Genomic DNA, 22590 nt, shown 5'->3' on the forward strand with positions numbered 1-22590 from the left:
ATCAGGAGTAACTGAGCCCCATCGCTTCTCTCACATCGCGCAAGGTCTCACCGGCGAGTTTGCGCGCCTTTTCGTTGCCGTCGGCGATGATGTTGCGCACCAGCGACGGGTCATCCAGGTACAGCTGCGCACGTTCTCTCATCGGACGCTGTTCGAGCAGCACCGCGTCGATCACCGGCTGTTTGCATTCGATACAGCCGATGCCAGCGCTCTTACAGCCCTGAATCACGCCCTGTTTCGTTTGCTCGCTGGAATACACCAGATGTAACTGCCAGACCGGACATTTTTCTGGATCACCCGGGTCAGTGCGCCGCGCACGCGCCGGATCCGTCGGCATGGTGCGAATTTTTTTAGCGACCGTCGCCTCGTCTTCGCGCAAGGTGATCGTGTTGTTGTAGGACTTGGACATTTTGCGCCCGTCCAGCCCCGGCATTTTCGAGGCAACCGTCAGCATCGCCTGCGGCTCTGACAAAATCATCTTGCCGCCGCCCTCGAGATAACCAAACAGCCGTTCGCGATCGCCCAGACTCAGACTCTGTTGCTCATCGAGCAGCGCCTTGGCGGATTCGAGCGCATCTCCATCGCCCTGCTCCTGAAACCGATTGCGCAGCTCATTGTATAAACGCGCTTTTTTGCTGCCCAGTTTTTTGATGGCCGATTCAGCTTTTTCGGCAAAGCCCGGATCGCGCCCGTACAAGTGATTGAAGCGGCGCGCAATTTCCCGCGTGAACTCAACATGCGGCACCTGATCTTCGCCGACCGGCACTTGCGTGGCGCGGTAAATCAAGATGTCGGAACTCATCAACAGCGGATAGCCCAAAAACCCGTAGGTAGAAAGGTCCTTATCGGCCAGATGCAATTGCTGGTCCTTATAGGTCGGCATGCGTTCGAGCCAACCTAACGGGGTAATCATCGACAACAGCAAGTGCAACTCGGCGTGTTCCGGCACTTTAGACTGAATGAACAGCGTCGCGTGAGCTGGATCGATGCCGGCCGCCAGCCAGTCGACCACCATATCCCAGACGCTCTGCTCGATCACTTGCGGCGATTCATAATGCGTGGTCAGCGCATGCCAGTCTGCAACAAAAAACAGGCATTCAAACTCATGCTGCATCTTGACCCAGTTTTTTAACACGCCATGATAATGCCCCAGATGCAAACTTCCCGTGGGACGCATTCCCGATACGATGCGATCAGCAAACATTTAAATTCCAACCATAATAAAAAGAAGATTCTCAACAAACTTGACCAGGGGAAACAGCACCCAGCTCAGCACCGGCGTCATTGCCATAAAAATCAGGATAAACATGCCATAAGGCTCAATCCGGCTCAGCTGATACGCCTCACGATGCGGCAGCAGACTCACCGCAACGCGCCCGCCGTCGAGCGGCGGCAGCGGCAACAAATTCAACACCAGCAGCACGACATTGATCTTGATACCTATTCCGGCCATACCCATCAACGGCTCGGCAAAATAATTCTCAGGGAATGCCGCTGAAAACTTGAACAGCAGTGCCCAGCCGAGTGCCATGACCAGATTAGATAGAGGGCCTGCAAGCGCCACCCACAGCATGTCCTTTTTCGGATGGCGCAGCCCGCCAAAATTAACCGGCACGGGTTTAGCCCAACCGAACAGCACGCCGCCCAGCACCAGCGTCAACAGCGGCAAGAGCACAGTACCGACCGGATCAATATGACGCAGCGGATTTAGACTGATGCGCCCCTGCAAATAGGCGGTATTATCGCCAAAATGTCGCGCCGCATAGCCGTGCGCCGCTTCGTGCAGCGTAATGGCGAATAAAATAGGAATCGCGGCGAGCGTGATCGTCTGGACTAGCTGATCGATTTGCATCATTGCGTAATTCCGAACGGCGCGATGTCGCCTATCCCCTGCCGCAACAGCACAGGGTGCTCTCCTGTCAGGTCAATCACGGTCGTGAAATCCACGCCGGCAGCGCCGCCGTCGATCACGGCATCCACCTTCTTTTCCAGCAATTCGCGTATCCGCTCGGCGTCATTCAAAGGCCAGACTTCGTCAGGCAAAATCAATGTGGAACTGGACATCGGCTCACCCAGCTCTTCGAGCAAGGCCAGCGCCACCGGATGATCAGGGATGCGGATACCGATGGTGCTGCGTTTGGGATGTTGCAGCCGCTTGGGCACCTCGCGGGTCGCTTCCAGAATAAAGGTGTAACTGCCCGGCGTATTCGCTTTGAGCAGCCTGAATTGCGCGTTATCCACCCGCGCATAATTGGAAATCTCCGACAAATCCCGGCACATCAGCGTCAGGTAATGCTCATCATCCAATTGACGGATCTCGCGTATGCGACTTACCGCGTTCTTGTCGTCCAGCAGGCATCCTAATGCGTAGCAGGAATCGGTCGGATAGACCACGATACCGCCGTCTTTAAGTATCGACACGGCCTGTTTGATCAGGCGCATGTTGATGTTGTTCGGATAGATGGTAAAAAACTGTGACATAGTCGTGTCCATTTAAATTACTGGAATGCTTCCCAGACCGGACGGCAGATCATCGGCAGATCAGGCAGACGCCCCAGATCGCGATAGCTCTCAGCCGGCCCGTGAAAATCGGAACCGCATGAAGACATCAGCTTGAATTCATCGGCATAACGTGAAAATTCGGCGTATTGCTCTGGCGTATGGCTGCCGGTGACGACTTCCAGCGCCTCGCCGCCAAGCGCCGCAAACTCAGTGAGCAGCGTGTGCATGGTTTGCCGCCCCATGCTGTGACGACCCACCATATAGCGGCCCGGGTGCGCGAGCACCGCAATTCCCCCGCTGCCCTTAATCCATGCGATCGCATCGCCCAACTCAGCCCACTGATGCGGCACGTAACCCGGTTTTCCGGTCGCAAGGTAACGGTTGAATACGCTTTTAACATCCTTGCAATGCCCGGCCTCGACCAGATAGCGGGCGAAATGCGTGCGGCCTATCATGTTCGGGTTACTGGCAAACTTCAGAGCGCCATGATAAACCCCGCCGATACCGGCGCGGGCCAGTTCATCGCCCATTTTACGGGCACGCTCGCCCCGTCCGCTGCGCACGCTGCGCAAGCCCTCCTGCAAGGCAGGAAAAGCGGGATCAATGGCAAGCCCCACGATGTGCAAGGTGTGCTTACGCCAGGTCACCGAAATTTCGACGCCGTTGATAAAGATCATGCCGTGCCCGCTTGCTACCGCGCGCGCCTCATCGAGTCCATCCGTATCGTCGTGATCGGTCAGCGCCAGCATTTTGACACCGCGCCCGAACGCGCGCTCGACCACTTCGGTCGGCGTCAAGGTTCCGTCGGAAATATTAGAGTGGCAATGCAGGTCGTAATCAAGCATTCCCACGCCTCCTGCGCTCAGCAAAACCGCTCACGCGTCACCACCGCCTTTTTTCATGACCTTGCCTTCTTCGGCACGGCGACGGCGCACTTCTTTAGGGTCTGCGATCAGCGGACGATAAATCTCGATGCGATCCATTTCCCGCAGCACGGCGTCCGCTTTCGTCAGTTTGCCAAAAATTCCCAGCTTGTGAGCGGCCAGATCGAGTTCGGGATACTTTTCCAACAGGCCGCTGGCTTGTATGCCCTCCAACACGGTCGTGCCCTCAGGAACCGCTTTTTTTAGCAGCGTTTGTTCGTCTCGCAGGGCATACACTATTTCGATATTTATTTTGTCAGTCATGTGTTCGGATAAACTTTCTCGGCCCGGTGTATAAAGGCATCCACGAAGCTGTTGGCGATGTAATGAAACACCGGCCCGACCAGCTTTTCCAGCAATTTACTGGAAAACTCGTAGTGGAGACGGAATTCTATTTTACAGGCAGAATCGTTGAGCGGAATAAATCGCCAGCAGCCATCCAAATGGCGGAACGGCCCGTCCTGCAAGGTAATGTCGATTTGACTGGGCGGCGTTCGGTTGTTTTCAGTCGTAAAACTTTGTTTAATATGATGATAATTTATATGCACCGTCGCGTGAACAACATTATCCGACTTATCTACCACGCTCGATCCGCCGCACCAGGGCAGAAAATCGGGATAGTCTTCGACGCAATCCACCAGCTGAAACATCTGTTCCGCACTGTGTGCAACCAATACTGTTTTCTCAACCGTCGCCATTAGCAATCTAGATACAATTCCAAAGGCTGGTAGAATAGCCGAACACACAGCAAAATTCACCTATCATGAGCATTATTCAGAATAAAAAAGCATTTCACGAATACTTCGTCGAAGACAAATACGAGGCGGGGCTGATGCTGGAGGGATGGGAAGTCAAAGCCATTCGTGCCGGGCGCGCCCAATTGAAGGAAGCCTACGTCACCGCAAAGGACGGCGCGCTGTACCTGTTCGGCTCGCATATCAGCCCGCTACTCAATGCTTCCACGCACATCCACCCTGATCCGGTGCGCACCCGAAAACTGCTGCTGCATGCAGCAGAGATTTCAAAAATCCTGATCAAAGTGCAGCGGGCGGGTTACACCGTGATGCCGCTGGACATGCATTACAAGGGCGGGCGCGTCAAACTGGCCATCGGCCTTGCCAAAGGCAAAAAGCTTCATGACAAGCGCGCTACGGAAAAAGAGAAAGACTCAAAACGCGAAGTCGCTCAGGCGATGAAAAAAGAGCGGCGCTAACGAATTTATGGAGCATGCCGGATGAAACGATTCATTTTTATGCTTGCCACCCTGCTACCCCTGACTGGAGTTGCCATGACTAACAACACACAAACAGCTTATCTTGCCGGCGGTTGCTTCTGGGGACTGGCCGATCTGGTCCGGCAAATGCCGGGGGTGATTGCGACCGAGGTCGGCTATACCGGCGGCACAACCCCCAACGCCGTGTATGAACAGGTCAAGACCGGACGCACCGGGCATGCCGAATCGCTCAAAATTGTTTTTAATCCCGAAAAACTCAGCTACCGGCATCTTTTGTTCGAGTTTTTCCGCATGCACAACCCGACCACGCGCAACCAGCAGGGAAACGACATCGGCAGCCAGTACCGCTCGGCCATTTTTTATCTGGATGAGGCGCAGCAGCATACCGCGATGGAGGTCATTAAAACCGCAGAGGCCTCTGGCGAATTAAAAAGTAAAATCGTCACCGAAGTGGTGCCGTTCCGCGAATTTTACCGGGCAGAGGAATACCACCAGCAATATCTAATCAAACACCCCGGCGGCTACACCTGCCACTACATCAGACGCCTGAATCTGGGAGAGTAATACACCGGGTCCGTGCAGCAACAGCAGGGATACGCAGCGCTAGCACCACGACAGCGTGTCACGCAGCTTGACCACTTCGCCGATGATAATCAGACAGGGAGATTTCAGCCCCGCGCTAGCCACCTTGTCTGCCAGCGTCTGCAACGTGCCCACCACCACGACCTGATCGGGTTGGGTGCCGTTCATGACAACCGCAGCAGGCCAGTCTGGTATGAGACCGTGGGCCATCATTTGACGGCAAATCTCGGCCAGCGCACCCAAGCCCATGTAGATAACGACCGTCTGTCCCGGCCTGCACAAGGCCTCCCAGTCCAGATCAAGCACGCCTTCCTTGAGGTGTCCGGTGGTAAAAATTACCGACTGCGCATAGTCTCGATGGGTGAGCGGAATGCCGGCATACGCTGAAACACCGGATGCAGCGGTAATCCCGGGCACCACCTGAAAAGGAATGCCGTGTTCTGAGAGTGTTTCGATTTCTTCGCCACCGCGCCCGAAGATAAACGGATCGCCGCCCTTCAGTCGCACAACGCGGCGGCCCTCCATGGCCAATTTAACCAGCAGCGCATTGATCTCCTGCTGAGGCAGCGTGTGATTGTCACGCTGCTTGCCGACAAAAATTCGCGCAGCATCGCGGCGCGTCATATCCAGAATCTGCGCGGACACTAGATTGTCGTACACCACCACATCGGCCTTTTGCATCAGGCGCAGCGCGCGAAATGTCAATAAATCAGGATCGCCCGGCCCGGCACCCACCAGATAGACCTCACCTTGCGGCCGCAACCCCGCATCCTCCAGTTGAGCCATCAACTGAGCCTTTGCACCGGCCGCATCACCTGCCAGCACCTTTTCAGCAATCACGCCGTCCAGCGCATTTTCCCAAAAGATACGCCGACTGGCAGCGGTGGAGATACGCGCCTTAACGGTGTCGCGCATATCGGCGCAAAATTGAGCCAGATGGCCATAACGCGCCGGGATCATCGTCTCAAGCGTCGCGCGCAACATGCGAGCCAGCACCGGGGATGCCCCGCCGCTGGAAAAAGCCACCACCAGCGGCGAGCGATCCAGTATCGAGGGCATGATAAAACTGCACAGCTCCGGACTATCGACCACATTCACCGGAATGTTCAGCAGGCGTGCCTGTTGCGAGACGTCAAAATTGACCGCGCGGTCATCCGTCGCCGCAATCACCAGCACGACGCCGTCAAGGTGCACGGCTGCAAAACGTGCGTGGATACATTCAACACCCGTCAGAGCGGCGAATTCAGCGCAGAACGCCGGCGCCACGACCCTGACCGAAGCACCGGCACTGAGCAGGACCGACGCCTTGCGCAACGCGACCTCACCGGCACCGACCACCAGACAAGTGCGCCCTTTAACCTTCATAAAAACGGGGAGAAAATCCATCTAAAACCTTTGTAAAACGCTTATTGATTACTCTTGAAGGATGCGATCTTAACGGAGCTTGCTCGTCCCACCACTTACAACCCGTTCCGCCCGCGCGCTGCTTAACTTGCAACTTCTAATGCAGATTGAATAGTGAGTCAGTTTCATCGACACAGTCTAATGCAGATTAGGCATTGAGGCCTGCCTGATCCGGTGCCACTCGCCATTTTTGAAGATCACTTCATAGCGCTGCCAGCCAGTGAATTCTGCAAGGGTCATCGTTTTTACCGCCCCCACGCCTTCTCCTGCCACCACGGTAAAAGTGATGAGGGCATCAGTGCCGGTGCCTGAACATTCGATGACACGACGCACAGACAAACTATCGCCCGTCTCACCGTTGCTGTAATAAAAACCCGGCGTAATTACGTCCGGCAGGTCCGACAACTGCCACGCATGCTTGCAGGCTAACCGGTATAGCCTGAGCAAATCTTCTTCGCGAATATCGACATAAGTGCCAATCTCATCGAGCGCATACCTAAAATCGGCCTGCCCCAGAGGATGATCATTGCTGTTGCTCTGCACCGCTTTAACGGTCTTTTGCAAGCGTGCAGGATAGCGACGCCACGGAAATGCATAGTTCACCGCAATGGCGGCAAGCAACAGGATGAGCGCATTGATCAGCACTGGCGTGAGAACAAATTGAAACCCCAGATCATGCACCTGTGCACCGCCAATCACCGCAGTAATGGCTGTTGCACCGCCGGGCGGATGAATGCAGCGCAGGTAATACATCAACGCGATCGCCAGCGCTACTGCCAGAGGCGCCGCGATCAGCATATCCGGAACAAGTTGTGCACAAGAAACACCGATCAACGCGGAGAACACATGTCCGCCCATCAGCGGCCAGGGTTGCGATAATGCGCCATTGGGCACGGCAAACAGCAGCACGGCGGATGCGCCCATGGACGCAACCAGCAGCGCCGCCCCCTGTGTGCCTAAATAATGCTGGCTAACCCACATGGCCAGCAAGATGCCGATAAAGCCACCGATGCCTGAGATAATTTTCTCCGCATGGCCGCCTGCTTCGACTCCGCCCCTGATAAAGTTCATGTATGTTCCGCGCTAACATTAAAGGTGAATAGCGATTGACGGGCATTGCCGCCCGGCGTGCCGTCAGTCAACATGCGTGGTGTTTAACGCTAAACTCAAAGCAGATAAGGTCTGATGTCACCCGACCTTATCCTGTTTTAAGGCGCAATCAGGATTGCGCTATCGTTTTTTCGATATGAGCCAGCGCTTCATCAACCTGATCGATCAGTATCAGACATAAATCACCCGGCATCAGGCGCGCCAAAGCCGTATCGATGGCGAGAAACTCCCCGTTGATCTCGTCGGTAATTTTCGCGCGCTTCGCATTGATCAGTCCCGCTCTTAACAGGCTCAACACTTCACCGTCCGCACGGCCTCGCTGACACTGATCCTGATACAGAATGACCTCATCAAAAACATCGCCCAATATTTCAGTCTGCAGGCGAATGTCTTCGTCGCGGCGATCTCCGGCCCCGCTGATCACTACCATGCGCTTTTTGGCAGGCATATTTTGCACAGCGGAAATGAGCGCCAGGATGGCGTCAGGGTTGTGGCCGTAATCGGCAATCACGGACGCACCGCGATAGTCAAAGAAGTTGAAACGCCCCGGTGCCGTGGCCGCATCGTTGACAAAGGACGCCAGCCCGCGACGTATAGTGTCCCAGTCGACACCGAGGGCCCAGACTGCCGCGATGGATGCCATCGCATTTTCGATCTGGAAGCCGATGACGCCGTTGCGGGTAATGGGAATATGGCTCAATTCGACGCGCTGCTCGAATGTGTTCTCGCAGGCCACGACTTGATTACCCTCGACATACACCACCCGTTTGCCCTGCGCGCGATGCGCCGCCATCACCGGATGGGAGCGATCTTGTGCAAAAAAGGTCACTGAACCCGGACAGATATCGGCCATCGCAGCAGACATCGGATCGGCCGCATTGAGTACCGCCACACCGCTGAGTGCAACGTTCTGCACCACGACGCGTTTAACGACGCTCAAATCCTCGACCGTACTGATGTAATTGAGCCCTAAGTGATCACCCATGCCGATGTTGGTGACAACCGCCACGTTGCAGCGGTCAAAGGCCAACCCTTCACGCAGTACGCCGCCGCGCGCAGTCTCGAATACCGCCGCGTCGACATCAGGATGCAACAACACATTTCGTGCACTCTTAGGCCCGCTACAATCGCCTGTATCAATGCGTTTGCCCTGAATATACACGCCATCGGAATTCGTCATCCCGACCCGCAACCCCTGACAGCCTAAAATATGAGAAATCAGCCGCACCGTGGTGGTTTTGCCATTGGTTCCTGCCACCGCGACCAGCGGAATGCGTCCGTCGTTACCCGCCTCAAACATCATCGAGACGATGGCGTCTCCCACCGCACGCCCCTTGCCGAACGAAGGCTGCAAATGCATGCGCAAACCGGGTGCGGCATTCACTTCGACCACGCCACCGCCCTGCTCGTCCAGCGGACGCAATACAGAATCGCACACCACGTCCACGCCGCAGATATCGAGCCCCACCATTTGCGCAGCCGCAACCGCGCTGGCTGCCATCTCAGGATGCACATCATCGGTGACATCGGTAGCCGACCCGCCGGTACTCAGATTGGCGTTGTTACGCAATATCACATAGCGCCCTTTATCGGGAATCGAATCCACCGTCAGCCCCTGCACTTCGAGACGCGCCAGCGCAATGCTGTCGATACGCATCTTCGTCAGTGAGGTTGCATGTCCGTCGCCGCGCCGGGGATCGCTATTGACCTGATCGACCAGTTCACGCACCGAATGCACGCCATCGCCAATCACCATCGGCGGTTCGCGACGCGCTGCCGCCACCAGCTGGTCACCGACCACCAGCATGCGAAAATCGCTGCCGGGAATAAAGCGTTCGAGTAAAACTTCAGAACTGATTTTTGCCGCTGCGGCGTAAGCAATTTCCAGATGCTCGCGTGTCACAATATTGACCGTCACGCCTTTGCCCTGATTGCCATCGAGCGGTTTGACCACCACCGGCCCTGCGATTTCGCACATCGCCACCCACGCATCTTCGATATCCGCAACGGGTCGCCCCTGAGGCACCGGCACACCGGCCGCTTCAAGCAGCTTTTTAGTCAGCTCCTTATCTTGTGCAATCGCTTCACCGATTGCGCTGGACAAATCCGTTTCAGCAGCCTGAATGCGGCGCTGACGACTGCCCCAGCCGAATTGAACCAGACTACCCTCAGTCAGACGACGATAGGGGATATTGCGTTTGACAGCGGCCTCGACGATCGAACCCGTACTGGGCCCCAAGCGCACATCCTCATCGAGTTCACGCAATTGCGCGAGTGCACCTGGCAGATCAAACGGGGTATCTTCCAGCGCCGAGGCACACAGGTCGCGAGCCAGCTTAAACGCTAACCGCCCCACCGCCTCTTCGCTGTACTCGAAGACAACTTGATAGACGCCCGCTTCCATCGTCGCCGAGGTGCGGCAAAAAGTAACCGGACAACCGGCCTGCGCTTGCAATCCTAAGGCCGCGACTTCGAGCACATGGGCGATGGTGACTGCCTCCGCGTGCCCCGGCAATCGCAACAGGCCGATTTCCGGGAAGCGTGCACGAAGCCGCCCCTCGAAACCACTCATTTTAGCAATGTCGCACTCGGTGTCAGTACAGGACACGATGGCTTCAATGGCGGTATGCCGACTCCAGAGATTAGGTCCGCGCAGGGCGCGTATGCGTGACACTTTCATTAAAAACTTCCCTTTATTTAACGGGCTGAAATTTCAGCTACTTCAAACGAAGCAATGCCGGCACGAATCAAACTAGGCGAAACGCCCAACGCCCAGGCTGCAGCGACGGCGGCCAGCACATTCTCCAGTTGCGACAAATTACATTCATCAGCGGACATCGGCACCGCGCACAGCGTCAGCAGCAAGACCTCATCTGATCCGGTGCAAAACACAATTTTATCGCCTCTGACCAGCACGGCCCGCCCGCCTGCCTGCAAATGTTCAGTGACAGCCGGCAACTCGCCCTCGCGTGCGAAATAAATCACTTCACCGTCGCAATAGTCAGCCATCGCTGCCACCAGCGGATCGGCACCATTGAGCACCGCCACACCGTTGGAGAGCACGACATCGATTTGTGTGCGCACGACATTACAGACCTGCTCAGCGGTTTCGATGTAATACGCACCGAAATGCTTCGCCGGTTCCAGGTTGGTGATAATACCCACCTGACAGCGGTCGTAGCCTAAGCCTTCGGACAAAATCGTTTCGATGCTGTTTTCGATGACAGCGGCGTTAACCGATCGATTCAGCAGCACTTTTTGCGCAGACGACCAGTTCGAACTATCCCTTTTATCCACAATGCGCTTATCAAACGACAGCCCGTCCCGGCTTGCCAGCCCGACGTAATAGCCTGCGAGTTTAAGCAACCGGGTCACAATGCGGGCGACCTGCGCCTTGCCTTGCGTGCCGCAAATTCCCACCACCGGAATTCGCCCGGTCTCCTCCGCTGTAAACAGACTATCGACGATTGCGCGCCCGACAGGACGCGGCTCGCCTGAGGCGGGTTTCAAATGCATCAAAAGACCCGGGCCCGCATTAATTTCGACAATCGCCCCGCCCTGTTCTGCAAGCGGCCGGGAAATATCTTCGGCGACCAGATCGATGCCGGCGATATCAAGCCCCACGATGCGCGCAGCCAGCGAAACCGTCGCAGCCACCTCGGGATGCACGAGATCCGTGACATCGAAGGCGACATTGCCGTTGCGCTGAATCAGCACTTCAGTGCCCGCTTCAGGCACCGAATCAGCAGCATATCCCTGCCGTTTGAGTTCAAACTGCGCGGCGGCATCGGTATCGATCTCGACCCTATCCATCGGAAATTCTTCGGCTTCCCCGCGTCGCGGGTCGGTATTGATCTGTTCTGCGATCAGGCTTCGGATCGTGGATTTTCCGTCCGCAACCAGCGATACCGTCTCGCCGCGTGCCGCTGCCGCCAGACGCCCGCCGACCACCAGCAGACGGTGCTCATTGCCGCGAATATAACGCTCGACGATCACTTCGCTGCCCTGGGCATCGGCCAGCACAAAAGCGGCCTCGACTTCTTCCTGCGTCATCAGTTCAGTGGAAACGCCACGCCCGTGATTGCCGTCGGTGGGTTTTACCACCACCGGCAAACCGATATCTTCTGCAGCTTCCCATGCATCCGCCGGATTATCGACGATGCGCCCTTCAGGAACGGGTACGCCGCAAGCCGACAACAAGGTCTTGGTCAAATCTTTATCGCGGGAAATACTCTCGGCAATCGCGCTGGTCTGATCGGTCTCGGCAGTCCAGATGCGGTGCTGGCTCACGCCGTAACCCAGCTGCACTAGATTTCCTTCCGTCAGGCGGATAGACGGAATGCCCCGGTCGCTTGCCGCATCGACGATACAGGCGGTGCTAGGCCCAAGACACAAGGAATCGACCATGTCGTTGAGTTTTGCAACGACGGGCGCCACTTCAAAGGGTTTGTCCTGCATCGCAGCCAGAATCAGATCGCGGGCGGCTGCCAGCGCCGCACGTGTAACGGCCTCATTGCGCGAACGCACGACAACCTTGTAGACGCCGCGCACGGAGGTTTCGCGCGCCTTGCCAAAGCCACTTTGCATACCGGCCAGATTCTGCAATTCGAGGGTGACGTGTTCGAGTATGTGGCCGGGCCAGGTACCTTCACGCAAACGCTGCAGAAAACCGCCTCGCTCACCGATGCCGCAACGGTGCTCGATCAGCGTCGGCAACCAGGCAGTCAGTCGTTCGTAAAAACCGGGAATGGTATTGGAAGGGGAATCCTCCAATACACCGATATCCAGCCACACCTCTAGTACGGGGCGATAAGTCCAGATGTTCGGGCCACGCAGAGACAATATTTTGAGAAACTCCATCAGACTTTCCTGGCGAATGTAAAATTAGGGCACGAAGCGGTTAACGCAGACCACTCCACATCGGTTTACCTGACCGCAATACAAGTTTACCAGAGGGCGCGGCAAAACTGTTTGTCCGTGCGTTTTATTGTAGTAATATCGCAGCCAGTGAATACTCAAACACCCTTCCCCGTGACCCTATCTATACCCGATGCATGGCGCATCAAAGCCCAGTCATGTTTGACTGACGGCGAAACTATCACCGGCCATCTGGAACTCAACCTCGATGCGCAGCTTAATTTTACGCACAACCTGCTGCTCATCACCGATTGCCGGCTGATCGATCTGGGTTCAGATTGCGATTACCCGTATCGCGACACACTGACCCTGCAGCACCGGGATCACGGCGGCGTCGGACGCATCGAACTGTTCGACGGCGCCACTCGTTTAGTCTGCTGGTTTTACACACTGGCTCACAACGCATCGGCTGTCCGCTTCATCAAACAGTACAAGCAGCAACAAACCAGCGCGTGCTCCGGCATACCCGCCACGCCTGACGCACCCGAACTCTGTCCGGATTGCCTGACACCGCTTGATCAGGGCGAATGCCCGCATTGCAGCATCACTCTCAATGCGCCGCCACGGGCCTGGACGCTGCTGCGCCTGTGGCGCTTTGCCAGACCCTATCAGTGGCAACTGCTGTCAGGATTCCTGCTGATGCTCGCCTCGACCGCTGCCACACTGGTGCCGCCTTATCTGACCATGCCGCTGATGGACAAGGTACTGATTCCGTACCAGAACGGCACGCCGATCGATTTCGTCATCGTCGGCTGGCTGCTGGCAGGGCTTTTAGGCTCGGCCTTGCTGGCATGGGGACTGGGCTGGGCGAAGACTTATATCCTGGCGCTGGTGAGCGAGCGCATCGGTGCCGATCTGCGCACCATCACTTACGAACACCTGCTGCGCCTCTCACTTGAATATTTCGGCGGCAAACGCACCGGGGATCTGATGTCGCGCATCGGTTCGGAATCGGATCGTATCTGCGTATTTTTATCGCTGCATCTGCTCGACTTTGCAACCGATGTGCTGATGATCGTGATGACCGCGGCTATCCTGTTCTCGATCAATCCGTGGCTGGCACTGGTCACGCTGGTACCGCTGCCCTTCATCGCCTGGATGATCCACAACGTGCGCGACCGCTTGCGTACCGGCTTTGAAAAAATTGATCGCGTCTGGTCTGAAGTGAGCAACGTACTGGCCGACACCATCCCCGGCATCCGCGTGGTCAAGGCCTTCGCTCAGGAAAAGCGCGAGGCCGAGCGCTTTCACGTCGCCAACGCGCACAACCTGCAAGTCAACGACCGCATCAACAAAATCTGGTCGCTGTTTACCCCGAGCGTCTCGCTGCTGACCGAAATCGGCCTCTTGGTCGTCTGGGCATTCGGCATCTGGCAGGTCTCCAACAACGAAATCACCGTCGGTGTACTGACGGCCTTTTTAGCCTACATCAGCCGTTTTTATGCGCGACTGGATTCGATGAGCCGCATCGTCTCGGTGACGCAAAAGGCCGCAGCGGGTGCCAAGCGCATCTTCGACATCCTCGACCATGTCTCTAGCGTACCCGAACCAGCGAATCCGGTTCATCTGGGCCAGATTGAAGGCCGCATTGATCTCAAGGGTGCCGGATTCCGCTATGGCAACCGCGCCGTGATCAAGGACCTGAATCTGACCATACAACCCGGCGAAATGATCGGGCTTGTCGGCCACAGCGGCTCGGGCAAGAGCACGCTGGTCAATCTGATGTGCCGCTTCTACGATGTCTCGGAAGGTTCCATCAGCATCGACGGCGTTAACATCAAATCGCTGCCCGTTTCCGAATATCGCCGCCATATCGGGCTGGTATTGCAAGACCCGTTCCTGTTCTTCGGCTCCATTGCCGAAAACATCGCCTACGGAAAACCGGATGCAACCCGCGCCGAAATCGTTGCCGCAGCCCACGCGGCTCATGCGCATGAATTCATACTGCGCCTGCCGCACGGCTACGACTCTCTGGTCGGTGAGCGCGGTCACGGCTTGTCCGGCGGTGAGCGCCAGCGCATCTCGATTGCCCGCGCGCTATTGATCGACCCGCGCATTCTGATCCTCGATGAAGCAACTGCATCGGTCGATACTGAAACCGAAAAAGAAATCCAGAAGGCGCTGGACAATCTGGTGCACGGCCGCACCACGATCGCCATCGCCCATCGCCTCTCCACCCTGCACAAGGCGAACCGCCTGGTGGTACTGGACAAGGGCGAAGTCGTTGAAATCGGCAGCCACGACGAACTGATGGCAACTCAAGGGGCTTATTACCGCCTGTATCAGGCACAGGCCCGCAACGTCGATACGGACTTAAACGATGTCCCCGCCATCCAGACAGACAACAAGGTGAGCGCATGAACAGCTTCCAGTTAATACGCAACGCAGCAGGTCAGCTGGTGCTCACCCGGAACGGCGAAAGTCATGCTGGCGTCGTACCCGTACGCGCCTTCCCCATCGCAGCCCCCGACGAGTGCATCTCGCTGATGGGCATAGAAGGCCATGAACACGTCTGGATAGAAAAACTCACCGATGTATCAGGCGACATCCAAACCTTGATACGGGAGGAATTGGCGCACCGGGAATTCACGCCCGTAATACGCCGCATCTGCAGCGTATCGAGCTTTGCCACCCCAAGCAGCTGGCAGGTTGAAACGGATCGCGGCGACACGGAACTGTTGCTCAAAGCCGAAGATCATATCCGCCGGCTATCCGCCAGTGCGCTGCTGATCACCGATGGTCACGGCGTGTCATTCCTGATCCGCAATACCGAAAATCTGGATGCGCATAGCCGAAAGCTGCTGGACAGATTTCTGTAGCACAGGCTCTATCGTGCTCCCGCACTGCAAAAAACTTCCGTTTGCTCGTAGTGCTTTGATCGCAGCACCATGGGACATGAATTCAGAGCATGGGCGCAGGTTAACGTCGAACATGCCTGGATTGCTTGCAATAATCCGGCGATCGTCATAGGCTTCAGGACATTCAATAATGCGAAGCTGCTGATGACTAATATCGAATCCCTCCTCTTTGGCGGCGTCAATTTTCCGGAAGACGAAGAATATCAGCGCTTCCAGTTCCGCCTGTTGTATGCGCTGCTGCTGATGGGAATTTTCTTTTCAGGCCTGTTCATTCTGGCTGACCGCCTGCAAGTGAACCACCTCTCCGGCCTGCATGTGCGCAACAACATCGCCTATTTTGCCACGTGCATTGTGCTGACCGCGGCACTATACGGACACAAGGAGCGCTTTTTTGTCATCGCGATACTCACCGAAACGGCCAGCCTGCTGATCTACCTTTCCGCACTGATTCTGGTGCCGGACGATCCGAGCGGCAACCGATCCACTCACGGGACTGATGAATGCCCGCGCTTATTATGCTACGTGCGAGCAACTGATCAGCGGCGCATTGCGCACGGGTGCTCCGTTCGCCGTGCTGTTTATCGACCTGGACCACTTCAAACGCGTGAATGACACCTACGGACACGAAGCCGGGGATACGGTCTTGCGTGACACCGCCGCCTGCCTGCTGCGCAATACCCGTCTAAGCGACGCGCTGGGGCGTATCGGCGGAGAGGAATTTTCCATGTTCCTCCCCAACACGGATTTGCAAGGCGCATTGACGCTGGCAGAAAAGCTGCGTCTGGACATTGAAAGCCTGATGCCCACAACCGGCGAAACGTAACTGAAAATCACTGCCAGCATCGGCGTCGCACCTAATCTGCCGCACCATCATGCAATCGAGGATATCCAGCGCGATGCAGATCAGGCGATGTATCACGCAAAACAAGAAGGTAGAAACCGCGTGACCTGCTTTGCCTGATCAGTGTGAGACGTACAATTCGCCGAATGTATGCTCTTCTGGGTACCCGCTGGGGATCCTGAGCAATGCTAAATAAATTGAATGGCAGATAAGCTGACAAAGGAGCGGCGAAGCTGGAATATGAGCCGGGTTCGCAGTAAAAATACCGTGCCGGAGCTGAGTCTGTTGCACAGGCAGAGATTTCGTTTACAGTTACACCATATTGCCCGGTAAGCCTGACATTGTTCCGCCGAAAGATAAAACCGTCATATTCGAGCATGATTGTTTCTGGCACAGTCATCCTCATTGTTCTGGTGCAATATTACCGAAAAGTCGTACAGAGTTTTGGGTGAAGAAATTTACAGACACGATTAAACGTGATGAGAATAATCAGGCTTAATTCAAACAATCACATTAAAGAATGGATTTGTAGTAATTGTCGATTATAGACTCACGCGCCAACTTACGGATTCCTCTGTAATGCCGCTCAAGCGCAAGAAACCAAATACTCGTAATTGCCAAATTAGGAAAAGTTATGCTTAGAGAAATCCTTAAACGTATATTGACTGAATGGCCTAAAGCTACAACTGAGCCCTTTACAAATCATCCACTTGCTCACGCGATTCGTCAGGAACTTCGAGATGAAGTTATCTCAATTATTGATGAAAAATATCCAAATTATATTGTTTCTGGTAGTGCTGGAGCAGGGAATTGGGCAAATGTTCCTTGGCTTTCAATCCTGAATCCTGAAATTACTAAAACCACACAAGATGGAATTTATCCTGGGTATTTGTTTCGTCCTGATGGATTAGGTGTTTATTTATCAATTGGGCGCGGATCTACAAACCCACAAAAACTATATGGAAAAGTACAAGCTGATAAGCAAGCCGACTTGATCGTATCCAAAATCAGAGAAAAAATGCCAGAACTAAGCAAATGGGGTCAACAGCAAGTTGAACTAGGTGCAAGTACTTCACTGGGGAAATCTTATGAAAAGGCAAATATTGCTGCTCGTTTTTACAAGCTAAATTCCCTACCATCTAACGATGAACTTAAAGTTGATTTATTGGATTCTATGAAGTTTTACGATGAAATTGAACCCATCTGGCGAGCAGCACAAAACCATGATGAATTGAATTCATCAACTCTGGCACTTAAAAAAATTGGAACGCCAATCCCTAAGCCCTTTCTTCTCCTTGCGGGTATCTCCGGCACAGGTAAAACCCGTTTTGTGCGCGAACAAGCAGCCGTGCACCGTAATGGAAATTTGACCAATTACTGTCTGATTTCCGTGCGTCCAGACTGGCATGAGCCCTCAGACTTGCTGGGCTATGTGTCGCGCATCGGTTCAAATGGTTCAGCACGTTATGTGGTAACCGAGCTATTACGCTTCGTGGTACGTGCCTGGCTGGATGCGGTGGCCTTAGAGGATGCTTCTGATGCAAAGCTGCCGTGTATATCGCCGGAAGAGATGACGCCATATTGGTTGTGTCTGGATGAGATGAACCTGGCTCCGGTGGAGCAGTATTTTGCCGACTATTTGTCGGTGGTGGAAACGCGCAAGTGGGATGCAGGATGTTATACCTGTGATCCGCTGCTGAAGGGCGCGACAATTAAACAGTTAGATGATGACGGACGCAGCGCACTGCGCAAAGAATTGAATATAGAGGATCCGCAATATGACGGGCTGTGGGCATACTTCCTTGAGAAGGGCGTGCCGTTACCGCCCAATCTGATTGTCGCCGGTACGGTGAACATGGATGAGACCACGCACGGATTTTCGCGCAAGGTGATCGACCGCGCTTTTACTATCGATTTTGGCGTCTTCTATCCTAATGATTTTGCTGAGTTTTTTGACGAAGATAAAATCAGCCAGGCTAAAACACTGAGCTTTCCGCTGATATCAAAAGCCTCGCGGGCTGATTTGGCAGAGGTTGAGGCGGATAAAGGCGGTGAGAACAGCATTCAATTTCTGGCTGCGATCAATAAGGTATTAAGCGGTTCGCCGTTTGAGCTGGCCTATCGCGCGCTGAACGAGTTGCTGCTGGCGGTGGTGTGCTTTAACCCGAAAGATGATGCCGGGTTGTATGCGGTGTGGGATGATTTTTTGATGAGCAAGGTGTTGCCGCGTATTGATGGTGATGCGGAAAAATTAAATTCAAACGGCACGGTCAGTTTGCTCACGCGACTACAGGATGAAATCTCCACACAATTCAAAGATAAGAAAGCTGATCGACCTGATTTGCTGCGCGAAAAATCCGGTGGCGAGTGCACCGTGGCCTGGCGCGCATCTGCCAAGTTGTCTTGGATGCAAAAGCGTTTAGACGAAAATGGTTTTACGACATTCTGGCCGTAATGCGTTCCCGTAACCCGTATCTTCTGTCGAACTGCATGGCGGGCTGGATTCCCGCCTGCGCGGGAATGACGGTATGGATGCCTATAAGGACAGACCATGCCTGAAATCTTGACACTTTCAACCTCGCACTTTGAATTGTCGGTCTGGACGAAGGAAATAGACAAGGCGCAAGACTTACTGAAGAAAACACACCATGCGCGAAATGCAGACCTGCCAGTTACTTCGATACGCTTTAGTCCTGCCCTGCTGCTTACACAGCCGCAAGATGCGCAATTGGCGAAGTCGCAACCCGGGCTTGTTTTGCCCGAAGCCTTATTCTTTGAAAACAAACAATATACTTTTGAATTCATTTTCAGCGATGCGGTAAGCACTCGCATCGAACCGGTCATTATTCATCGTTTGCGCGGTATAGAAGAGGTTTTTCATTACAAGCCGTGCAGGTTGAGTGGCAGTGTCAATTTCGGCAACGATATCGGATGGTTTCGGCTGGGTGTTCGTTATTACGTGAACGAGACGCTGATCGAACAGTACCTGTCTTTTGAGGTGTTGCCGACCAAGATGGCGATGGCAAAAGACCTTGAAAAAATTCACAGCGATGTAGATGCCTTGTACCCGCTGTGGCGTTTCTCACTGGCGCAAAAAACCGATCAAGAGCTGGCAAAGTCGAATAAGCCGCATGAACGGTTTCCGTTGTTATGGCTGGCGCATTTCGAGTCGTTACGAAGTGCATTGGAAAGCGGCGTGCAACAAATCTGCCGCACGCCCCATACCCGTTTAATGCCTTATGCGAAAAATGTCAGCGCGGAACGGTTACGCGGAAGGCTTTCGGCTAAATTGGAAGAGCGTGTCACCGGAGATTTACGCAACGGTGAATATCAGCACCGCTATCAAATCAATGCAAAGCGTCTTTCGGTGAATACACCGGAAAATCAGTTTGTGAAAATGGTGCTGAACAAAAGTATTTTAGAACTCATGCGTTTTAAGGATCGCGTTGAACGTGAAGATAAAGTGCCTGAACAGGGACGTATTTCCGTCTCGTTTTTGAACGAATTAAGCGGCTGGAAAAAACCGCTGGAACAATTATTGAATCGCCCTTTCTTTGCTGACGTGGGCGCGTTTGAAGGCATGAGCGCAGAGTCACTGGTATTGCAGCAGCGCGCAGGTTATGCCGCCGTGTATAGAATCTGGCAGGAACTTAAACTTTACCTGGATTTGTTCGGCCGGCACGCAGCCGTTTCTATGAAGTCCGTCGCGGAACTGTATGAAGTCTGGTGCTTACTGGAAGTACGGGGAATGCTGCTTGCGCTAGGATTTGTCGAGACTGCAACCAGCCGGGCACTGCTCAATAACAAAGGTCTGGAGAAGACGCTGACCGATGGTATGGGCGCAGCATTTCATTTCTCAAGAGCTGACGGCATCAAAATCAGACTGGCACACGAACCCGTATTTTCGCGCAGCAAAGACCCCGCTTTCGGCAAAATTTATTCCTGGACGACGGTACAAAAACCCGATATTTTTCTTGAAGCTACGTTTGCTAACGGCGAAAAAATTCAGTGGATATTCGATGCAAAATACCGCATCGCAGAAGATAAAAACGGCGTAGATTGCGCACCGGACGATGCGATTAATCAAATGCACCGCTATCGTGATGCGCTGATACATATTCATCAGGCCGATGACGGCGGGCATGAGAAAAGCCGCCCGGTTCTGGGGGCCTTTGTGCTGTATCCCGGCTGGTTTGAGGAGGATGCAGGTGCCAATCCGTATAAGGATGCCATCGACTCTGTGGGAATTGGCGGCTTTCCACTGTTACCGGGGCAAAATAACAAATGGTTGCAGGGATTCCTAACCAACTGTTTTGGAATCTTACAATACGAAAATGATGCATCGAAGGAATTAACCTATTTCATTCCTCATCCGGATCAGTTTTTTGCGGAAGACTCAGGGCGCATTGCACAGTCCGGCACTTCTCTTTCCCGCTACACGGATTTGACCTTGACAGCGCCATTGGGTCCGGATCGAAGCAAAGTCTATTCAGAGCACTATTGTGACGGAAGTGCGCGCTGGTATCACATCCCTCTCAGTACAACCAATAAGTTCTCCGTCGAACGAAATGCAATGCGTGAAGTTCGTTATTGCGCAATCGCGCACGGCGATGCTGACGGGAGACACATTACACATTTGTATCCGGTTAAATCGGTGAAATTAAAAAACCGCTGTGATTTGAGTATTGAACAAACCGGCAGGATGGACAGTGAGAAGAATACTAAATATTGGCTGTTTGAATTGGGCTATGCACAGCCACTGCCGACAGCTTTAATTTTTCCTGTGTTCCCGCATTTCAAATTCAGGCTGACCAGTGCGGCCGATGTACTCACTACTAAGAGCTGGAATGATTTACCCGCGCGGTATGCACAGGTCAAGTAGCAGCCCCGTTTCTAAGCGCTGGTAGCGGCAGCAGGATTACTTTTGAAAAAAAGCGCCTGTGACTCACATCGTCGCTCCCCTATTGAATAGGTACATATTTTGGTATAACCTGTACACATGCTAAACACGGAGTCTAACCATGCCAACATGCCTTACCGCCACTCGCCTGCGCGCCGAGCTTTTCAGCACACTGGATAACATTCTCGCCACCGGTGAAGCCGTGCAAATCAAACGACCCAACGGTTCGCTGCGCATCGTCCGCGACCAGTCAACCCGGCGCCTCGCTGCGCTTAAACCACATCCCGGCATAATCAATGGCAACGCCGATGATCTGGCCAGCCTTTCCTGGGAACAGGAATGGAAACCCACACTATGAAACGGCTTTATCTCGACACCCACATTCTGATCTGGCTTTATCAAGATGGCGGGGCGCGCCTGACCCCACAAGGAATCCGCGCGATTGATTTTGCAGAACAACTGCTCATTTCACCCATGGTAGAACTGGAATTGGCCTACCTGCAAGAAATCTCCCGTATCAATTGCCCCGCAGCGACAATTCTCGACTGTTTGCAGCGCGATATTGGCCTGCAAACTTGCCAGCAACCCTTTGCCGCCGTGATCGGCGCAGCACTTAAACTCGACTGGACACGGGACCCGTTTGACCGGATCATCGTCGCCCAAGCCGCACACCGCGAATCCCCCCTACTCACAGCAGACCAAAACATCGCCAAATATTATTCTGCGGCAATCTGGTAGTTATCGCTGTGTCACTATTCAGTCGGCCTCAACAATCTGCACAGCAATCGCAACGCGGCTGCGCAAAATTGAATCGCTGGAACAAGGACGTTCAGGAATTCAGGAAAGCGTTGATAACGCTGAACTGGCCACACAAGCACGGGTGAATAAAATCGTGGTGGAGGTTAAAACGGCGCGCAGCAGCGGCAGCTAGCCGGTTTTGGCGGACAGAATGCAAAAAAGGCAGCTTGAATAATCAAGCTGCCTCTTAAAAAATCTGGCGTCCCCAACGAGATTCGAACTCGTGTTACCGCCGTGAAAGGGCGATGTCCTAGGCCTCTAGACGATAGGGACGTTGAAACTTTTACTTCTACTGCAAATCTGGCGTCCCCAACGAGATTCGAACTCGTGTTACCGCCGTGAAAGGGCGATGTCCTAGGCCTCTAGACGATAGGGACGTAATCTAAAACTTTTCTTCTTTGGTGGAGATAAGCAGGATCGAACTGCTGACCTCTTGCATGCCATGCAAGCGCTCTCCCAGCTGAGCTATACCCCCGTTTCGAAGAGCGCGCATTATAGGGATATGCCCAGAATCTGTAAAG

At 54.2% G+C, this 22590-nt stretch carries 19 protein-coding genes, 3 tRNA genes and 2 pseudogenes; 11 read left to right on the forward strand and 13 right to left on the reverse strand.

The window, feature by feature from the left end; all coding sequences use genetic code 11:
- Window position 1: 1 nt before the first annotated feature.
- From GALF_RS07950 to GALF_RS07975, 6 genes are read right to left on the reverse strand one after another with little or no spacing between them, the layout of a single operon-like run.
- Window positions 2-1204 (reverse strand): tryptophan--tRNA ligase, encoded by a 1203-nt coding sequence (locus GALF_RS07950; RefSeq protein WP_013293551.1) that lies wholly within the window; start codon window positions 1202-1204, stop codon window positions 2-4.
- Window positions 1205-1855: a site-2 protease family protein gene (locus GALF_RS07955; protein WP_013293552.1), complete on the reverse strand. Its 651-nt coding sequence runs from the start codon at window positions 1853-1855 to the stop codon at window positions 1205-1207.
- Complete coding sequence (locus GALF_RS07960; RefSeq protein WP_013293553.1) at window positions 1852-2481, reverse strand: L-threonylcarbamoyladenylate synthase; 630 nt, start codon at window positions 2479-2481, stop codon at window positions 1852-1854. The genes GALF_RS07955 and GALF_RS07960 overlap by 4 nt, the downstream gene beginning before the upstream one ends.
- Window positions 2482-2498: 17 nt before the next feature.
- Window positions 2499-3347, reverse strand: a complete 849-nt coding sequence (locus GALF_RS07965; RefSeq protein ID WP_013293554.1) for a 3',5'-nucleoside bisphosphate phosphatase — start codon at window positions 3345-3347, stop codon at window positions 2499-2501.
- Between the two features lie 30 nt (window positions 3348-3377).
- On the reverse strand, window positions 3378-3689 hold the full coding sequence (locus GALF_RS07970; RefSeq protein ID WP_013293555.1) for an RnfH family protein: 312 nt from the start codon (window positions 3687-3689) through the stop codon (window positions 3378-3380).
- Window positions 3686-4123, reverse strand: a complete 438-nt coding sequence (locus tag GALF_RS07975) for a type II toxin-antitoxin system RatA family toxin (protein ID WP_013293556.1) — start codon at window positions 4121-4123, stop codon at window positions 3686-3688. Before GALF_RS07975 ends, GALF_RS07970 begins: the two co-directional genes overlap by 4 nt.
- A 59-nt stretch (window positions 4124-4182) precedes the next feature.
- Here GALF_RS07975 and smpB point away from each other — a divergent pair.
- Together smpB and msrA are read left to right on the forward strand one after the other, a co-directional pair.
- Window positions 4183-4638: pseudogene (gene smpB / locus GALF_RS07980) on the forward strand (SsrA-binding protein SmpB); the annotation flags it as partial.
- Between the two features lie 75 nt (window positions 4639-4713).
- Window positions 4714-5223, forward strand: a complete 510-nt coding sequence (msrA, locus tag GALF_RS07985) for a peptide-methionine (S)-S-oxide reductase MsrA (protein WP_041938381.1) — start codon at window positions 4714-4716, stop codon at window positions 5221-5223.
- Window positions 5224-5262: 39 nt separating this feature from the next.
- On the opposite strand, the gene cysG is transcribed toward msrA, so the two are convergent.
- The 4 genes from cysG to GALF_RS08005 form a co-directional block, all read right to left on the reverse strand.
- Window positions 5263-6627, reverse strand: a complete 1365-nt coding sequence (cysG, locus tag GALF_RS07990; protein WP_013293559.1) for a siroheme synthase CysG — start codon at window positions 6625-6627, stop codon at window positions 5263-5265.
- A 156-nt stretch (window positions 6628-6783) separates the two neighbouring features.
- Window positions 6784-7716, reverse strand: a complete 933-nt coding sequence (locus tag GALF_RS07995) for an HPP family protein (RefSeq protein WP_013293560.1) — start codon at window positions 7714-7716, stop codon at window positions 6784-6786.
- Between the two features lie 148 nt (window positions 7717-7864).
- Window positions 7865-10435 carry a cyanophycin synthetase gene (gene cphA, locus GALF_RS08000; protein WP_013293561.1) on the reverse strand — a complete coding sequence of 857 codons (2571 nt, stop codon included), beginning with the start codon at window positions 10433-10435 and terminating at the stop codon, window positions 7865-7867.
- Between the two features lie 17 nt (window positions 10436-10452).
- Window positions 10453-12615: a cyanophycin synthetase gene (locus tag GALF_RS08005; RefSeq protein WP_013293562.1), complete on the reverse strand. Its 2163-nt coding sequence runs from the start codon at window positions 12613-12615 to the stop codon at window positions 10453-10455.
- 147 nt (window positions 12616-12762) lie between these two features.
- Here GALF_RS08005 and GALF_RS08010 point away from each other — a divergent pair, with 147 nt between their 5' ends.
- The 9 genes and pseudogenes from GALF_RS08010 to GALF_RS08045 all read left to right on the forward strand — a co-directional run bounded on the left by GALF_RS08010 (window position 12763) and on the right by GALF_RS08045 (window position 22009).
- Window positions 12763-15033: a cyanophycin metabolism-associated ABC transporter gene (locus GALF_RS08010; RefSeq protein WP_013293563.1), complete on the forward strand. Its 2271-nt coding sequence runs from the start codon at window positions 12763-12765 to the stop codon at window positions 15031-15033.
- Entirely contained in the window at window positions 15030-15491 is a 462-nt protein-coding gene (locus tag GALF_RS08015) for a cyanophycin metabolism-associated DUF1854 family protein (RefSeq protein ID WP_013293564.1), read from the forward strand. Before GALF_RS08010 ends, GALF_RS08015 begins: the two co-directional genes overlap by 4 nt.
- 69 nt (window positions 15492-15560) lie before the next feature.
- Window positions 15561-16142, forward strand: a complete 582-nt coding sequence (locus tag GALF_RS15550) for a hypothetical protein (RefSeq protein WP_041938031.1) — start codon at window positions 15561-15563, stop codon at window positions 16140-16142.
- Window positions 16027-16491 (forward strand): annotated as a pseudogene (locus GALF_RS14980) (GGDEF domain-containing protein). Before GALF_RS15550 ends, GALF_RS14980 begins: the two are co-directional and overlap by 116 nt.
- 202 nt (window positions 16492-16693) lie before the next feature.
- On the forward strand, window positions 16694-16870 hold the full coding sequence (locus tag GALF_RS16150) for a hypothetical protein (RefSeq protein ID WP_396230339.1): 177 nt from the start codon (window positions 16694-16696) through the stop codon (window positions 16868-16870).
- Window positions 16871-17005: 135 nt separating this feature from the next.
- Window positions 17006-18826 carry an MrcB family domain-containing protein gene (locus tag GALF_RS08030; RefSeq protein ID WP_013293565.1) on the forward strand — a complete coding sequence of 607 codons (1821 nt, stop codon included), beginning with the start codon at window positions 17006-17008 and terminating at the stop codon, window positions 18824-18826.
- Window positions 18827-18922: 96 nt separating this feature from the next.
- Window positions 18923-21253, forward strand: a complete 2331-nt coding sequence (locus tag GALF_RS08035) for a restriction endonuclease-like protein (protein ID WP_013293566.1) — start codon at window positions 18923-18925, stop codon at window positions 21251-21253.
- Window positions 21254-21392: 139 nt separating this feature from the next.
- Window positions 21393-21629 (forward strand): hypothetical protein, encoded by a 237-nt coding sequence (locus GALF_RS08040; protein ID WP_013293567.1) that lies wholly within the window; start codon window positions 21393-21395, stop codon window positions 21627-21629.
- Entirely contained in the window at window positions 21626-22009 is a 384-nt protein-coding gene (locus GALF_RS08045) for a type II toxin-antitoxin system VapC family toxin (protein WP_041938032.1), read from the forward strand. Before GALF_RS08040 ends, GALF_RS08045 begins: the two co-directional genes overlap by 4 nt.
- 257 nt (window positions 22010-22266) lie before the next feature.
- Here GALF_RS08045 and GALF_RS08050 read toward each other — a convergent pair.
- The 3 genes from GALF_RS08050 to GALF_RS08060 all read right to left on the reverse strand — a co-directional run bounded on the left by GALF_RS08050 (window position 22267) and on the right by GALF_RS08060 (window position 22544).
- Window positions 22267-22342 (reverse strand) — tRNA-Glu (locus tag GALF_RS08050).
- A gap of 28 nt (window positions 22343-22370) precedes the next feature.
- Window positions 22371-22446, reverse strand: a tRNA-Glu gene (locus GALF_RS08055).
- Window positions 22447-22468: 22 nt separating this feature from the next.
- A tRNA-Ala gene (locus tag GALF_RS08060) sits at window positions 22469-22544 on the reverse strand.
- Window positions 22545-22590 lie beyond the last annotated feature (46 nt).

The organism is Gallionella capsiferriformans ES-2 (assembly GCF_000145255.1).
Classification (GTDB): domain Bacteria; phylum Pseudomonadota; class Gammaproteobacteria; order Burkholderiales; family Gallionellaceae; genus Gallionella; species Gallionella capsiferriformans.

Bases quoted from the DNA above. Each gene is read 5' to 3' on its own strand.
- GALF_RS07950 (WP_013293551.1), bottom strand. From the start codon at position 1,204: ATGTTTGCTGATCGCATCGTATCGGGAATGCGTCCCACGGGAAGTTTG.
- GALF_RS07955 (WP_013293552.1), bottom strand. From the start codon at position 1,855: ATGATGCAAATCGATCAGCTAGTCCAGACGATCACGCTCGCCGCGATT.
- GALF_RS07960 (WP_013293553.1), bottom strand. From the start codon at position 2,481: ATGTCACAGTTTTTTACCATCTATCCGAACAACATCAACATGCGCCTG.
- GALF_RS07965 (WP_013293554.1), bottom strand. From the start codon at position 3,347: ATGCTTGATTACGACCTGCATTGCCACTCTAATATTTCCGACGGAACC.
- GALF_RS07970 (WP_013293555.1), bottom strand. From the start codon at position 3,689: ATGACTGACAAAATAAATATCGAAATAGTGTATGCCCTGCGAGACGAA.
- GALF_RS07975 (WP_013293556.1), bottom strand. From the start codon at position 4,123: ATGGCGACGGTTGAGAAAACAGTATTGGTTGCACACAGTGCGGAACAG.
- msrA (WP_041938381.1), top strand. From the start codon at position 4,714: ATGACTAACAACACACAAACAGCTTATCTTGCCGGCGGTTGCTTCTGG.
- cysG (WP_013293559.1), bottom strand. From the start codon at position 6,627: ATGGATTTTCTCCCCGTTTTTATGAAGGTTAAAGGGCGCACTTGTCTG.
- GALF_RS07995 (WP_013293560.1), bottom strand. From the start codon at position 7,716: ATGAACTTTATCAGGGGCGGAGTCGAAGCAGGCGGCCATGCGGAGAAA.
- cphA (WP_013293561.1), bottom strand. From the start codon at position 10,435: ATGAAAGTGTCACGCATACGCGCCCTGCGCGGACCTAATCTCTGGAGT.
- GALF_RS08005 (WP_013293562.1), bottom strand. From the start codon at position 12,615: ATGGAGTTTCTCAAAATATTGTCTCTGCGTGGCCCGAACATCTGGACT.
- GALF_RS08015 (WP_013293564.1), top strand. From the start codon at position 15,030: ATGAACAGCTTCCAGTTAATACGCAACGCAGCAGGTCAGCTGGTGCTC.
- GALF_RS15550 (WP_041938031.1), top strand. From the start codon at position 15,561: ATGGGACATGAATTCAGAGCATGGGCGCAGGTTAACGTCGAACATGCC.
- GALF_RS08030 (WP_013293565.1), top strand. From the start codon at position 17,006: ATGCTTAGAGAAATCCTTAAACGTATATTGACTGAATGGCCTAAAGCT.
- GALF_RS08035 (WP_013293566.1), top strand. From the start codon at position 18,923: ATGCCTGAAATCTTGACACTTTCAACCTCGCACTTTGAATTGTCGGTC.
- GALF_RS08040 (WP_013293567.1), top strand. From the start codon at position 21,393: ATGCCAACATGCCTTACCGCCACTCGCCTGCGCGCCGAGCTTTTCAGC.
- GALF_RS08045 (WP_041938032.1), top strand. From the start codon at position 21,626: ATGAAACGGCTTTATCTCGACACCCACATTCTGATCTGGCTTTATCAA.